The sequence below is a fragment of the Shewanella sp. YLB-07 genome, from assembly GCF_009377275.1.
In genome coordinates this window covers 195,822-210,225 of the sequence record NZ_VOQB01000004.1, presented here as the reverse complement: position 1 = coordinate 210,225, position 14,404 = coordinate 195,822, and the positions used below count along the sequence as shown (strand labels likewise).

The window sequence follows — 14,404 nt, the reverse complement described above, 5'->3', positions numbered from 1 at the left end:
GTTAACTTATATATGTGAAATTAAAAAATGGTAAAAAGTAAAAATAATGAAATAGTGACCAGTGCCGATCTCATCAATATTAAGCTTTATGCGCGTTATGCTGTGTTAGCACCTGATAGTTTGAAGAAAACCCAATTTTTTTTAGGCTATGATAATAGTGATATATCACTATTATCTCCAGAAAGCTTTCACGAACTATTCTTAGAAGTTAATAACAATGGCAGATATTGGAGATCCACTATTGAAGCACAATTTAAATCCTGTCTGCGATCCATGAAAGATCTTTATCAACTTCACTATCCCTCTTTAGAAGAGGCGCTGGAACAACTCGATAAACTGTTAGATGAAGGCAAGATCGTACAAAATCCGCTGGCGGATCTGGATTTATCCGATGAACAACAAACTGTAATAAATGATGTTCATCGAATTCTTTATAATGCTTGGTATGACTTAAGTTATGCTGAAGCAGAGAATCAATCCGCCGCTAATTCATTAAGTGCTTTCAGAAAAAATATTGATCACACAAGAATATTAATAATAAAGAAAATCGAATTCATCCAGTATGTTGATACCTCAAGCCTGAGAGCCTTATTGTATAAATTACAAGATGACTTTAATTTCATGCTGGATTTTTCAATCAGTGCTGAGCAAGCAAGCTTGAGTTTGTGGGCGCAATGGCTAAGCCTTTGCGGCGAGCTTGATAATGCACACAGATCCATAGGTAATATAAGCTGTCAGGCCGATATTTATGACCTTTATGTCGACTTACTGGATATTATAAATGTGATGCAATCTGTTAATGTTGAGAACAGCTATATGCTCACTTGCTTTGAACAAGCAGATAATGATTATCGAGTTAATTATCCTTGTGGCTTCGTTCCTCTAGGCCGTTATCTTGATAATTGTAAGGATATAAGTGTCTTTCTCAGGGGCCAATGCCGAAATCAAAATGGGTCATGGCAAGCGTTTAGTATTAACTTAACCAAGCATGATCCAGTCAAGACTGAGGTGCTCTACGACAACGGGGCACTCATTATCGACATCAATTTTCCTATTACCCGAGGTTATTGCTACTTCCCCGGTGGGGATTATGAAGGTCATTGCCAGAACATCAGAGTGGAATTAACGGCTAATTGCCTGTCAGACAGCGGGAGCTATACCCCTAGTTCACTCGTATTAACCCATGAACTCTACCTTGAAGTTAATAATATAAACGGATGTTTAGTTATAAATTAAAAAAGATAGGAAAAAAAATAGGACACCCGTATCTTTTATGCTTTAAAACATCCTCTACTAACCTTTAAGCTCTCTTAACTCAGCTTTGTTCAGGATAACGATCATGACCTCAGCTCGACGTACATGTATGTTGAATTCGGGTTTATTTGGGTGTCTCTGTTTCTTCTCTGACTCCACTTGCTCAGAGCTTAGCTGCCTGGACCTCTATCTCCACCTTCCAATCCTCGGAAAAGAGACCAGCCACAAACAGTAACGTCACCGGGAGCACCTGAGAGTGACCGTTAAAGAGCTGCTGCATTGCCGCTCGATACCCACCAAGGTCCTCTCTGTCAGTTAGATAAACTCTAACACTGACAATATCTTCCCGTAACATCTGGTTAGCTTGCAGTAGCCCCTCTATATTTTGCCAGGCATACAGAACCTGCTGCTCTATCCCTTCCCCTAGCTGACCATCAAGATCGATCCCTAGCTGACCTGCGATATGCAGCCAACGACTATTGCCAGGTACATGGGCGCAGTGATGGTATCTTGCTGCGGGTGGCGCAATATTATCGGGGCTCCAAATTTTATTCATTTAAGCTAGTGTCCTTGAGTTAATTCCTGTTGATGCAAGCCAGTTAATCTTAGTAAGCCCTTTAAAAAAACCGGAAGATCATGAACTCAATGTTCAGATATCCTGAACAACCTTCTTCTATTTAAGGGAATAACCATTACAGCAAAAAATATAGCAGCCCAGATGTTCACCAGTACTGGTAAATGTTCATGTTGAATTCGTGATCTATTAGAACTTTAGCGCTGAAGATGTTTGTACCGGTTGATAGATTTCTATTTTAATCGATTGTGGGTTGAGCAGTGCAATTAGGTCATTGAAAGAGGCTTTATCTGCCATCAATTGATTAGAATTGTGCGCATCAGCCGCTGTTTGCCAATAATAAAGCTGCATCCAACTGCCGTCAGGGGCAAGAGTCAATAACTCATGAATAAATCCCGGCAGTACTTTCAAATCCGCAAGCATCATTTGAACCGCCAAGATCATTTGTTGCTCTGTGACTCCAGCTTGAGCGTGCCATGTTACGGTTTCCACCACATAGTCAAATGTTGCCACTTTTTCTTCCTTTAAATGCGAACTAGAAATAACGTTATTTCTGATTCTGATATTGTAAAGTGATTATAAACCTTGCCGCTAAGAGAATAATTCCACAAAATACTAATCATTAGTTTCCATAAGAGAACGAATCATGGCTAGATTTAGGCATGCATTGCTATACCAGCAGGTGGTTGAGCTAGGATCGATGGCGGCAGCCGCCCGAGAGCAAGGGATAGCCCCTTCAGTAGTAAGTAAGCACCTGGCAGAACTAGAGGCAAGTTTAGGCGCACAGTTACTTACTCGTACGACACGAAAAATAGCGATGACTGAAGCAGGCGAATACTTTTATCATTCGATATGCGGGATAGGAGCCAACTGGCAGGCTCTTCAGGATGAAACCGCAAGACTTAATAAACGACCAGCCGGGAAGTTGTCGATTGCCGCGCCCAGTTTGGTTCATAGCCGAGTACTGATGACTGTATTGAGTGGTTTTGCAGTTCATTATCCTGATGTTAAGTTAGAACTTCGATGTGTTGACTACGAAGATATCCCGTTTGACCGTGCTGATATTTCAATTGCCCGCAAACGTGAAGGATTTGATTCCGCTACTTACATAGGTGTTCCTATCTATTCTTATAGTAATAGCTTGTTCGCTTCCTCTGATTACTTGGCCAAACATGGTGAGCCCCAAAATACTCAAGATTTACTTCACCATCAATGCCTAAGCTATGGAGTAGGGAAAAGCCGCAGGTATTGGCATTTTTCTCAGGCAGATTCGATATTGGTTAATGGTCATTTATCGAGTAATGATACAGAGGTATTGATTCGAGCCGCGTTACAGCATCAAGGGATTGTTTATATTCCTCGTTTACTGGTGAGTGATGAGATTGAGCGGGGTTTATTGAAACCAATACTTGTTAATCAATGTCAAAGCGAGCCTTTTGAACTGATGGCTTATTATCGTAAACAAGCTTATTTACCACAAAAAACTCGAGTGTTAATCGACTATTTAATAAAGTAAAACTAGCCCCATCCATGAGAAAACTAAAGCCATTCATTGTTGATCAATTACATACCCAGGCTTTCGTAAGTTATCAATGGGCCTTCCCCCGTAAACCTAATCGAACAAGTTACTGGCATATTCAAAGTCGGCAATGTGCTAAAAATGGGGGGAAGTTAATAGGAAAAATGATGGGAACTATCAGCCAGCTTGAAGATACTAGCAACAACTTGAAAAGTGCTGGCTAGTAAGACCCTAGAACAGTAGACACTTCTCCAAGTGTTCACAATCACGAATGAGCTCTTGAAAACTCCCTACAGGACCATGAATTCGGGTATGAACCTTGCGTTATTGCAATTCAGTAAGCTCGATTTCAAGTTCTGAGATATCCTCCTCCTTTTCTTTGATTTTTCTTTGATACTTTTCAATTTTATCTGTTTCATTGTCTGATTCAGCTTCATTGAGGTTTTGCCTATATTCCTCTATGTCCTCCATTTTGTCATCAATTTTATCTAGTAAATCATCACGTAACCCTTGGATAGAACAATTCTCTTTAGCGTATTTTAGAGCCTTATTTAATCCATCAACCTTAAATTCATTGTTCTTAGATTCAGCGATTGATAGCTGATAATTGATTTCACAAAACTTTCTTTCACATGCCTTCAAATCTCTGCAATCTGAAGCAAATACATTACTTGATACACACGCAAGGACAAACAATCCTGATTTGTAGCCTACTTTCACAAAATAATCCTCTGAACGTTATAAATATAAGTCAAATTCAACATTATACATGTTGCAAGGTTAAGGGAGCATGAGGCAAGAGGTGAATTAATATTAACCTCTTGGAATAAGTGAGATGAGAGTAAATTTTGGAATTTACCTTTTCACTATGTCTTTCTAATTTAAATACTTTTGTGGGATGAAATAATAAGTAAGGCTATCTGAAAATGAGAACAAGACAGCCTTATCTTTTTATCAATGATTAATTAGTCTGTTGCTTTAACCACTTAGCCACATCATTACCCAAGGTATTGACCGTGTGCGCCAATACCGAGCATGAGCCTTTAAAGCCACCGAAGAAGCCACCACCCGAATTTCGAGTCTTTTCTATCGTTGCCAGCATCTCACCATCGACTAAATAAGATGCAGTGATACTGGCTGATTTACGGTGGCCTATGAAAGCATTTCCCGCGCTGTAAACATCATCAATAGATAACTTCAATACTTTGCCGTTAGCGGGTAGCTGATCTACAGCTTTAAGCGAAAGCTTCTGTTTCTTAGCGTACTTTAACACTGAGTTTGAGAATTGATGTCCAAGTTCAGTGCATTCATTTTCGATATTATCCGCGACATGATTGTCTGAACGAAAAGGGATATCCATTAAGATATAAACGGTCTTGTCAGCACTCTGACTCGATAGTTTAGCGACTTGCTTAACCGTTTTTTCCACCTTTTTCGTTTGCACTATTTCCGTTTGTACTATTTCTTTATTCGTTTCTGGTACTGGGCTAGGAGTAGTCTGAGTGGCACCACAGCCACTTAATAGGGCAGCGCTTAGCAAAGGTAAGGCGATTGGTTTCATTTTAAGTCCTTTTATAATGATAATACTTAAGTTATTTGTGCATGACATGTGATAAAAATTAGTCACTTATATTATTTTCAGGTGAAAAGTTGAAGCAGTATACATTGAAGCGAATGTACATTACTTATAACTTACTTTTTGGTCGATAACCGCTATGCCCTGCAATGTTGAGATAACGAAGAAACTTAGGACACTCTAAGTGATTTATGGTGCTACAAGCTGCGGCATGTCGAAGCCCGTCCCGCATTGCCGACATCTCAGCAATCTTCTTATCCAGTATTTCAGCTTTATCTAAGAGGCACCCTCTATCAACGACTAAACCGTCGGCAGTAAACATCGCCCCTATATCATCTAGCGATAGGCCTACGTTGCGTCCCAAAGCGATCAAAGCTAACTTTTCAATCACATCCTTTGCAAAGTACCTTCTCAGCCCTTTGCGACCCACAGAGCGAATTAGCCCTTTCTCCTCATAAAACCTGATAGTAGAAACAGGTAGCTTAGATATTTTTGAAACTTCACCTATGTCCATCAACTCCCCCTTGACCTCAAGTCAGCTTGAGGTTGTACCATTTAAAACCGAACTTCGCTTCATGTTTAGCACAACAAAGGAGATTACCTCATGTGGGATCAACGCTATAGCACCTTAAAATACGCTTATGGAACAACAGAGAATGACTTTTTGAGATCCAACATTCAGAGCATTCCAAAAGGGAAGATACTGAGTTTAGGTGAGGGTGAAGGCCGCAATGCGGTTTATCTTGCGAAAGCGGGATACTCAGTTACTGCTGTTGATTCGTCGATTGTAGGCTTGAACAAAGCTAAAGCATTAGCCAAAATCAATGGCGTATCGATTGAAGTAGTACATGCTGACTTAACAGAATATGATCTAGGTGAAAACCAATGGGATGGTATCATTTCTATCTTTTGTCCTTTGCCATCGACCATTAGAAAATCGCTACATACAAAAATACAGAGTGCACTTAAAGCTGATGGGGCTTTTCTGGTTGAGGCTTACACTCCAGAGCAGGTGCTTCGAAATACAGGAGGCGGTAAATGTGTCGACGTCTTTCAAACAAAGCAAACATTAACAGATGAATTGAACGGCTTAACAATACAGTACCTTGCTGAACTTCAAAGGAAAGTGATTGAAGGTAGTTACCATACAGGCATGAGCTCAGTCGTTCAGGCTATTGCGGTAAAAAATAAGTAAGTGCAGCCAAAGTCTGACTAGTCCCCAAAAAAGATATAGAACTCACCTATCCGCCATATCTCTCTAGTCTAAACCTTTTTATGGGGACAGAACGGGTATAGGAAAAGTAACTAAATAGAAATAAGACCATATTTGTAACTTTTTATCAGGCACATAATGAAGAATCAAATAGGAACCTGTTCTTTAATGATATCGACAAAGAAGGATTTTAGCGCTTGTTTACTCTCATCATCTAATGATTGACCATTTTTGTCAGAGACAAGAAATACATTGTCGACTTGCTCACCAACTGTGGTTATTTTTGCAGAGTGAATATTAAGTTCAAACAGCCTGAAACCGTTACAGAAGTGACTCATAAATTGTGGATTATCGAGTGCCGTAACGCTGATAAGCGTTCTATCCTTTTTACGAGAGTGCAAGAACTCGACTTTAGCCTCGCACACGAATGAGCCAATGTTGCTATTAAGACGCTGTTTAGGCACTTTTCTATTTTCAAACAATACTTGTTTGAGTCTTTTCTTGATACGGTCACGTCGCCCAGCGGTTCTTATTGGATGATGGTCATAATCCAATATTTTTAAAGACTCCACCACATAACCATCTTTAGTCTTGGAGATATTCGCTTGCTGAACTGAGATTTGTAGTGAGGCTAAAGTATTAAATAGTGTCACAAACAGGCCCGGCTTATCCTTCATATAAACGAACAGATCACTGCTACCTTTAGTACTGCTTTCATCTAGCAAAATAAGTGCATGTTCTGTGGGATATTGCATCATAGCTTTAGAATAACGAGCGATATCACAGGGCTGAGCGTTGCTGAAAAATGATAGCGGTAAGCGTTTCCAAAGCTGTTTAATCACATCAGGCGTTTCACTCATCCCCATCAGCTCTAGCGCTTCATTTTTGTGTTCACGGACGATAGTTCGCTGTTCTAGCACATTTTCTAAGCCATTACGCAGCGCATAACTAATCGACAAATAGAGATCTCGAAGTAACGTTGCCTTCCAGTTAGTCCACAGGTCATCATTTGTCGCCTTAATGTCGGCAACCGTTAAACAGTACAGAGCATCGAGTCTAGCTTTAGTGCCTATCGCTTTAGCAAGATTCTTAACTTCCGAAGGGTCATATATATCTAACCTTTGGGAGGATAAGGATAACAATAGATGATTTTTAACTAACCAAGTGATCACCTTAGCTTGCGAAGGTTTTAGTTCATGAAATTTGGCAAATTGCAGCGCGTCGACCGCCCCCAATTCACTGTGGTCACCGCCGCGTCCTTTGCCTAAATCATGGAACAAGGCGGCTAACAACAACACCTCTTTATTCTCTATCGCTTTGTAAACGGCACTAGGTTGTGCAAGAGAGGGAGATTCAGGTTTGCCACTGAGTGAATATAAGTTTTTTAGTAACTTATGCGTATGCTCGTCTACGGGGTAAACATGATATAGGTCGAATTGCATCTGACCCACAATTTCGCGCCATTGTGGAAGATAGGAGGCTAAGATCCCATGTTTGTGCATTAATGATAGCGCGAGCCCCATGCCTTGAGGATGACGGAATAGCGAGATAAACTCTTTGCGGCAGCTATGAAAATCTTGCAGATCACCCAGTAATCGTCGCCTAACCTGACGTATTAATCGAATCGTCTGTGGGCTGATACCGTCAATATCGTTCGCGTTTTCTGCTATATGGATAAACAGAGCGATTAGCTGCTTGCGATCGACAAATACATCATCATGGCGAGCATTAATCAGTCGACCATTTATTTCAAAATGCTGATTTAACGGAGTAGATTTCTTGTCTGTTTGCTCCAGAATTTCATCTTTAAAATACTGTAATAGCATTTGATTAAGTTCACTAATTCGCCTCATTGCCCGATATAACTGACGCATCATTTTTTCGATAGCAAGGTGACTATTGTCTCCAAAGCCCATCAGCCTTGCCACATCGCTTTGCAAAGAAATAAGTAATCGATTTTGAGAGCGCTGAGCTGCAGCGTGTAATGCCCAACGTGCACGCCAGATAAAATGTTGTGACTCTAATAATTCTGTATATTCGTCGGCCGTAAAGAAGCCGAACCGTCTTAACGCCGCCATATCCTCAGCAGCAAAATACTTACGGGTTACCCAAATCAGGGTTTGAATATCGCGCATACCGCCGGGGCTATTTTTTAGGTTTGGTTCTAGGCTAAAAGCACTGCCTTGCGCCTTTAGATGGCGTTCGTCTTGCTCACTGACTTTGGCTTTAAAGAAGGCTTCACTGCTCCAGAGATCATCGCCATAAAGTCTGTCTAATACCTGATTTGCGTGGGACTCAGGACCCGTCAGATGGCGAATTTCAAATAGTGAGGTAGCAATGGTGATGTCTTCTTTACACGCTTTATCAATTTCCGTCAGTGCTCGAACACTGTGGCCTAGCTCTAGGCCTAAATCCCATAGCTGGGTAAAAAAAAGGCCAATCTGCGTGGTTTGATGAGAACTAAGCTCTTCGGGAAATAACACACAAATATCAATGTCTGAGTGTAGGTGTAACGTTTGACGGCCATAGCCGCCTATGGCATTGAGAGATAAGTTTTCGGTAGCGAGATCGGCACATTCCCAGAGATGGAGAAGCAAGGCATCAAAAAAGTCAGCGCGCAACTTTACTATCTCGTCGATAGCAACGTGGGTAAAATTTTCATTAAGGTAGTTGTCAGCATCTTGGATTACTTTTTTATAATCAGTAATGCTCATTTTTGAACTGAATTGAGGTGATATATCAGAGTCTGACATGCTTCTCCTGTGCCAGTTTGCAGTGAGTATAATTAGCTTTTTTGACTTTTTTTATACTAATTAAACCGTTCTACAATGGCCTTAAAATGAACAAATAGGGTAGATGATCTAAGTGAAAATTACAAATCGATAACAGCAAAACCAAGGCCACATGGGAATAAGTGGCGGTCAGCGTAAGCTTTTGGAAGCTATGTTCAATGAGAAACAGGACAGCCATATCTTTATTTTAATTCTGTGAACTGTGCACCTAGGTTTCAGCGCACACTTGTACGCATAATAGTCACTAGTCATATGACGTACGTGCGACAACTGGAGTTTGCAATGAAGAATAGTGATGTCCCATGCTCTCGATGTACTGAGTGCAGCCAAAAAATCGACCTTAATTTGGTCACCTGCCCCCAATGTCATGCAGCTCAAGGGTTAGAAGCCCTCGCGGGAATCGATCCGAACATTCGCATTAAAAATCAAAAAGTCGCAATATGGTTTAGCTTTATATTCGGCGGTTTGGGGCTACATAAATTCTATTTAGGCCAATACCTGAAGGGCTGTTTGTACTTAACGTTTAGCTGGACGTTAGTGCCGATGATTGTTGGCTGGGTCGATGCTTTTCGCACCCTGAAAATGAGTCCATTTAATTTTGAGCAACGTTATAGTCGTAGAGTGACTCGCCACTACATTTAGCCAATGATAAGGGGAGCAGCTTGCTTCAAAGTGGGAAAAGAAATATCCACCGTTAGTCCCTTGCCAACACCACTAGCGAGCTTGATATGACCATTAAGCTTTTGAGTGACGATATTGTGAATAATGCTTAATCCTAGTCCACTGCCTCCTTCATCTCTTTTTGTGGTGAAAAATGGCTCCATCACCTTTGGCAGAATATCATCAGCAATACCAATACCATCATCACTATATTGTATGCTGACTTCATTCTCTTGAGCCGATACAACAAGTGTAATCGTGCCATGATTTTGCTCTGCAAAGCCGTGGATAATGGAGTTGGCTATCAAGTTAGTTATCACCTGGGATAGGAAACCCGGATAAATAAAACAAGAGCGATCTTCAATACAGTCTAAATCAACCGTTACTTGTGCTCTTTTAGTTTTAGGTAACATGCTGTGAATCACTTCTTTAAAGTATTCAGATAGCAATACTTCTCGCACTTGTTCACTCATTTGATCGACCGATACTTGTTTAAAACTGCGAATCAGATCTGCAGCTGAAGATAAGTTTCGAGTTAAAATCATCATTGAACTACGACTCGATTCTAAAAATGCCTCAAAGTCCTCCTCATTTAACTCTCCAGAGGCAAACTTCTTGGCTAATATTTCAATTTCATCTTGCAAGAAACTGGCTGCGGTAACGCCAATACCTATGGGAGTATTCACATCATGAGCGATGCTGGCCACCATTCTGCCCAATGAGTTAACTTTTTCTGTTTCAAATAGTTGTTGCTGTTTTTCAAGTGCTTGACGTTCTAATAATGCAGTTTTAAACAGTTGAAATGCCGTGTACATTTGATGTGTTTCTAAGGTGGCAGAATATTGAGGTATTTCGGTCTCATAATTGCCTTTACCAAGAGCAATCATGCCTTGGGAGATATTACTGACTTGTTCGGTTATTTTCCCCGTTAAAAAATAAAAGATGATGATCAGTAATGTACACGCAATGAGCATGCATGAAATTATCCACAAACTTAACGTATTTGCTAAGGCTAGTTGAGACGAAATATCTATACTCATCTCTAATACACCACGCACATCACCTAACTTCCAGTCTGATTTAGGCGTTAATGGATGATTATTATGACAATCAACACAAGTTTGAACTTGCATTTGATCAGAAATCGCGACTCTTAATACCGCATTATCATTTTCTTTATTGACGACACTAATTATTTTTCTCGGATTATCACTGAGCTCCAACCAAGCTTTTTGTTGAAAAGAGTCAAGTGCGATATGTTGACGGTTAGGAAAAGGGTAAGGGCTGTATAAGTTCAATTTACTGCCATTTTTATCAAACAGCTGGCTTAAATCGTGAATCATGGTTGCTGGCAGAGGAATTTTATCAGTCTCACCTGAGTGCTTAATCGCTGGGGTTAATACGCCATACTCTTGCACTTTCTTAACAATGTTTTTGGTGTAATAAGTACGCAATACTTTCAGTTGCTTTAAGGAGTTAAGTGCTGTGTGCAATGCATGTTGCTCAGCATTTCTTTCAACCAGTATTGGAATAGAAAAACTAAGTACTGCTAACATAATCGCCATAATAAGCGACAGTGGGAAGATTATCTGAAACCGTAGATTATTCTGAAAGAATGACATAGCTATCCATGTTTTCTGAGCTTGACCATTACTTAGTCCATCACTGAAATATAGCCATAGATGACTTAGAAAGAAACTTAACAAGTGTTTGGCTGTGACTATGATTGCAACGGTTAGTTAGTAATCATTAAAAATAAGACAGGCGACCCTGACAATTGTCGCTCGCTCTCACCATTCATATCGCCAAGTGTCCCCAAAATAATGGAGTACAACAGGATACCAATTGTGACTTTTGTTTGCATTCAGCTTGTATGTTACAGGAACTTTAAGGCACTGTAATAGTTAGTGAAATATGTTGAGCAACCTTACTTTGACTGTGATAATGCTATTTTTTCAGGTGTTACAAATGCATTTCAATAATAAAAGGGGACTTCCCGTAACCCTCATTTTTCTTTGCCTCTCCAGTGCTGTCAATGCACAAACTATTCGCCACATTGCAGACCCCCTCAATTTAACCACAAGCTTAGGTGCTGGTTTCGACGCCGATGTACTAAAAGTCGCCGGGCGCTATGGGTGGGAAAATCAAAAAATTGAATTAAACACCAATTTTGGCGGAGATAAATGGAACTTGTCTTATCTCTATTCTCCTCAAAGCTCGTTAAGTAACTGGAATGTGAGCGCTTCAATTAAACATGGGAAAACGGATACGGAAATCGGCCGCTTTAACCATTACCAATATCAAGTTGGCATTATTAGCGAATTTAATGGTTGGATGGATACCGCCATATTTACTGAATTAGGAGCAAATTACCTGAATGTAAAAGATTACTCGAGTAGTGACAGTATTACCGCAAATGCCAGTGCGACGATTCTCAAGCCTTGGAGTGACAGGTGGTACAACACATTAGTTGTGCAGGGCAGCGCGGCAATTGATGGCAGTGAACGTTATGAGACTCATGCCTGGCTATCACTCGGGTATCGTGTCACCGAACGCTGGTCCTGGGAGATCAGATACCGTTATGAGTCTAATCAATACGAGACTTATAATGAAGAGGAGACTAAGTGGGGCTTCACCATGCAGTCTCAATTTTGAATACAATCAATAAAACGCAATACAATATAAGCCATAAATAACGCTGCACTTGCATGTTGAACGCGGCGAGACAACTGGCGCAATTCGATCACTTAGGCCAAAAATAGGGGGAATGAGTGATCGCAACCGCCGGAATATGCAGTTCCCTCAGACTCAGCCCCCTAGGTTCTAAAACTTAATGCTCAATGCTTACATTGAGACGATTAAATGTTCGCTCGCGACTTTATTTTCTTTCTACAAAATGCAATAACTCTTCGCTTGTTAGTTCACCTAACCCTAACGAAGCTAACGTTCTGCCTTCTTTATAAAAGTCTCTCGCTAAAATACCGCCACTCATCTCGATCAAACGATCACACTCAGGCGTATTAATACCTAATTTGTCACCTAATGATGATAATAAAACCAACCCCATAGGAACATCCTCAGTTATGTATCTATTATCGAAACTGTCAGGTCCTGAAGGTGATGATATTTTATAGCTTTCAAAAACTTCTCTAGGGTCTTGATTAACGTCTTGTTCATTTCTGAATAAACACGCTTCTAGATAAGGAATGGGTTCACATCCTAGCGCACTTAACACCGCCATTTTTTCCGCGTCCAATTTTTCTATCATTTGCCATGCCATTTCAGTCGAAAGAGCATCCCTATACATATAAGGCACTTCATCAGGATGATGTTTGGCACAATACTCAAGCATTGGATACATTACATACTGGCCCACGGTGTGAACTATGATATTGGGGTTATGTAGTGCCGATTCGAATATGTGTTTTCGAACGCTGCTCATTTCAATGTTATAGGCAGGGAACAAGCGGGATGCAATGGCCATTCCTTCAGTTGTTCTTGTGGCGGGAAAAAATGACAGCGAATTTCTGACATTTTTAAATAAAACTTTCACAGTGCCAGGTTCAACCACTCTAGCATCATTTGGGGTGGATTCCCCTTCTGAAAATATCGGATTATTATCGCAATATTGATTATAGAAGATACTGCTTGCATACCCAGGTATCAAGATAACCAACTGATTATCCTGAAAATATTTTGCAATTTTTTCAGCCAAAGCCCGATGGTATGTAGTTTGAATGAAAATCATGACTACATCCGCCCCCTCAATCGCTTCTTTAGGGTCTCGGGTAATCAATTCCAATGGTTGAAAGGTTTTTTCGGCATCATCGGCACTATCAGTAAAATGCCCTTTTTTGGTGTTATCGATGCAGTATATTCCCTTATTTCTGACCATAGCTTCAAAGTGGTCATCATGGGTAATACGATTCGAAGTCTTCAATAGTCTTACTTTATGTCCTGCTTCAGCAGCCATAAACGCACAAGCAGAACCAGCATTGCCGGCTCCAATTATGGTGATTATCATTTTTTCTCCATTAAAATATTAAAATATTAAAATTAGTTAGAAAGTTATAAATATCACCTCTTTGTCAGTGTAAAACTGCGGAAATGGAATAACCAAGACACCTATAGTTATTCTTATGCTTTATTAGTGATCGCAGCATAATATTCGGTGATCCGCAGGCACCGTACTCACTGCTAAAGCTGTAGAAAGCTTAAAATCAACTTAACTGATAATTAATAATAGGGAGCATGCGCTTTTGTAGGGTGTTATTATTGATAGACATCAAAATTTTACTTTTTGATGAAGAGCCATCCTGATGTAAGTGTCCACCAAAGCTCTGCTTTCTATGCGATGTTAACCACCAGATAAATTGGGTTTTGTTCTTGTTTCGCCTATTTTTACAACCGATAAGGTAGCGGTCTGTATACAATCTGTCTAGCTGTTTATACTTATATTTATATTTATAGTTAAATTTGTATTGCCATTGATTTTAAATGGCTTAAACTAAAGGGCTGCCTAAAATTAATATTTTATTTGGCATCCGGGTTTAATATCGTGCCTAACTACAACTAATATATAAATACCAACTAGTATTCGGGCTACTTGCTCAGTGGGCACCATGGAAAACGGTTGCGGCAGCTATTACTTATGTAACATATACTTATATTTCACAAAGCATGGTTAACGAAGCTATAATCAAGAAAACCATAGTTATTTTTATGTTTTTTACTCCTAGAAAGCAATAATTTCAAATAGACTAGTCCTGTGGTTATAGTTATGGTGTCGTTATCACAATGCGATTTTCAAAAAAAT

General features: G+C 40.0%; 13 protein-coding genes. 5 read left to right on the top strand and 8 right to left on the bottom strand.

What is annotated here, in order from left to right; all coding sequences use genetic code 11:
* The first annotated feature begins 27 nt into the window (after positions 1–27).
* Positions 28–1,236 carry a hypothetical protein gene (locus tag FS373_RS10530; protein WP_152829405.1) on the top strand — a complete coding sequence of 403 codons (1,209 nt, stop codon included), beginning with the start codon at positions 28–30 and terminating at the stop codon, positions 1,234–1,236.
* 181 nt (positions 1,237–1,417) lie between these two features.
* On the opposite strand, the gene FS373_RS10525 is transcribed toward FS373_RS10530, so the two are convergent.
* The gene (locus FS373_RS10525) at positions 1,418–1,810 is read right to left on the bottom strand and encodes a RidA family protein (RefSeq protein ID WP_144045057.1); all 393 of its coding nucleotides are present in this window, start codon (positions 1,808–1,810) and stop codon (positions 1,418–1,420) included.
* A gap of 207 nt (positions 1,811–2,017) precedes the next feature.
* Positions 2,018–2,341: a hypothetical protein gene (locus FS373_RS10520; protein ID WP_322619481.1), complete on the bottom strand. Its 324-nt coding sequence runs from the start codon at positions 2,339–2,341 to the stop codon at positions 2,018–2,020.
* A gap of 133 nt (positions 2,342–2,474) precedes the next feature.
* Here FS373_RS10520 and FS373_RS10515 point away from each other — a divergent pair, with 133 nt between their 5' ends.
* A complete protein-coding gene (locus tag FS373_RS10515; RefSeq protein WP_152829404.1) occupies positions 2,475–3,344 on the top strand; it encodes a LysR family transcriptional regulator in 870 nt (289 codons plus the stop codon).
* Between the two features lie 327 nt (positions 3,345–3,671).
* Here FS373_RS10515 and FS373_RS10510 read toward each other — a convergent pair whose 3' ends face one another.
* The 3 genes from FS373_RS10510 to FS373_RS10500 all read right to left on the bottom strand — a co-directional run bounded on the left by FS373_RS10510 (position 3,672) and on the right by FS373_RS10500 (position 5,437).
* Positions 3,672–4,067, bottom strand: coding sequence for a DUF1090 domain-containing protein (locus FS373_RS10510; protein ID WP_144045054.1), 396 nt, complete (start codon positions 4,065–4,067; stop codon positions 3,672–3,674).
* Between the two features lie 241 nt (positions 4,068–4,308).
* Positions 4,309–4,908, bottom strand: coding sequence for a hypothetical protein (locus FS373_RS10505; protein ID WP_152829403.1), 600 nt, complete (start codon positions 4,906–4,908; stop codon positions 4,309–4,311).
* A 124-nt stretch (positions 4,909–5,032) separates the two neighbouring features.
* Positions 5,033–5,437: a helix-turn-helix domain-containing protein gene (locus tag FS373_RS10500; RefSeq protein WP_152829402.1), complete on the bottom strand. Its 405-nt coding sequence runs from the start codon at positions 5,435–5,437 to the stop codon at positions 5,033–5,035.
* Positions 5,438–5,527: 90 nt separating this feature from the next.
* Here FS373_RS10500 and FS373_RS10495 point away from each other — a divergent pair, with 90 nt between their 5' ends.
* Entirely contained in the window at positions 5,528–6,118 is a 591-nt protein-coding gene (locus FS373_RS10495; RefSeq protein WP_144045051.1) for a class I SAM-dependent methyltransferase, read from the top strand.
* A gap of 164 nt (positions 6,119–6,282) precedes the next feature.
* Here the strand turns inward: FS373_RS10495 and glnD are convergent, their stop codons facing one another.
* On the bottom strand, positions 6,283–8,889 hold the full coding sequence (gene glnD, locus FS373_RS10490; protein ID WP_152829401.1) for a [protein-PII] uridylyltransferase: 2,607 nt from the start codon (positions 8,887–8,889) through the stop codon (positions 6,283–6,285).
* 321 nt (positions 8,890–9,210) lie between these two features.
* Between glnD and FS373_RS10485 the strand changes: the two genes are divergently transcribed.
* Positions 9,211–9,570: a TM2 domain-containing protein gene (locus tag FS373_RS10485; protein ID WP_144045049.1), complete on the top strand. Its 360-nt coding sequence runs from the start codon at positions 9,211–9,213 to the stop codon at positions 9,568–9,570.
* Here the strand turns inward: FS373_RS10485 and FS373_RS10480 are convergent.
* Positions 9,567–11,144, bottom strand: a complete 1,578-nt coding sequence (locus tag FS373_RS10480) for an ATP-binding protein (protein WP_185976957.1) — start codon at positions 11,142–11,144, stop codon at positions 9,567–9,569. The genes FS373_RS10485 and FS373_RS10480 overlap by 4 nt on opposite strands.
* A 412-nt stretch (positions 11,145–11,556) precedes the next feature.
* On the opposite strand from FS373_RS10480, the gene FS373_RS10475 reads away from it, so the two are divergent.
* Positions 11,557–12,243, top strand: coding sequence for a hypothetical protein (locus tag FS373_RS10475; RefSeq protein ID WP_144045047.1), 687 nt, complete (start codon positions 11,557–11,559; stop codon positions 12,241–12,243).
* Positions 12,244–12,466: 223 nt separating this feature from the next.
* Here the strand turns inward: FS373_RS10475 and FS373_RS10470 are convergent, their stop codons facing one another.
* Complete coding sequence (locus FS373_RS10470) at positions 12,467–13,612, bottom strand: NAD/NADP-dependent octopine/nopaline dehydrogenase family protein (protein WP_144045046.1); 1,146 nt, start codon at positions 13,610–13,612, stop codon at positions 12,467–12,469.
* Positions 13,613–14,404: the final 792 nt, after the last annotated feature.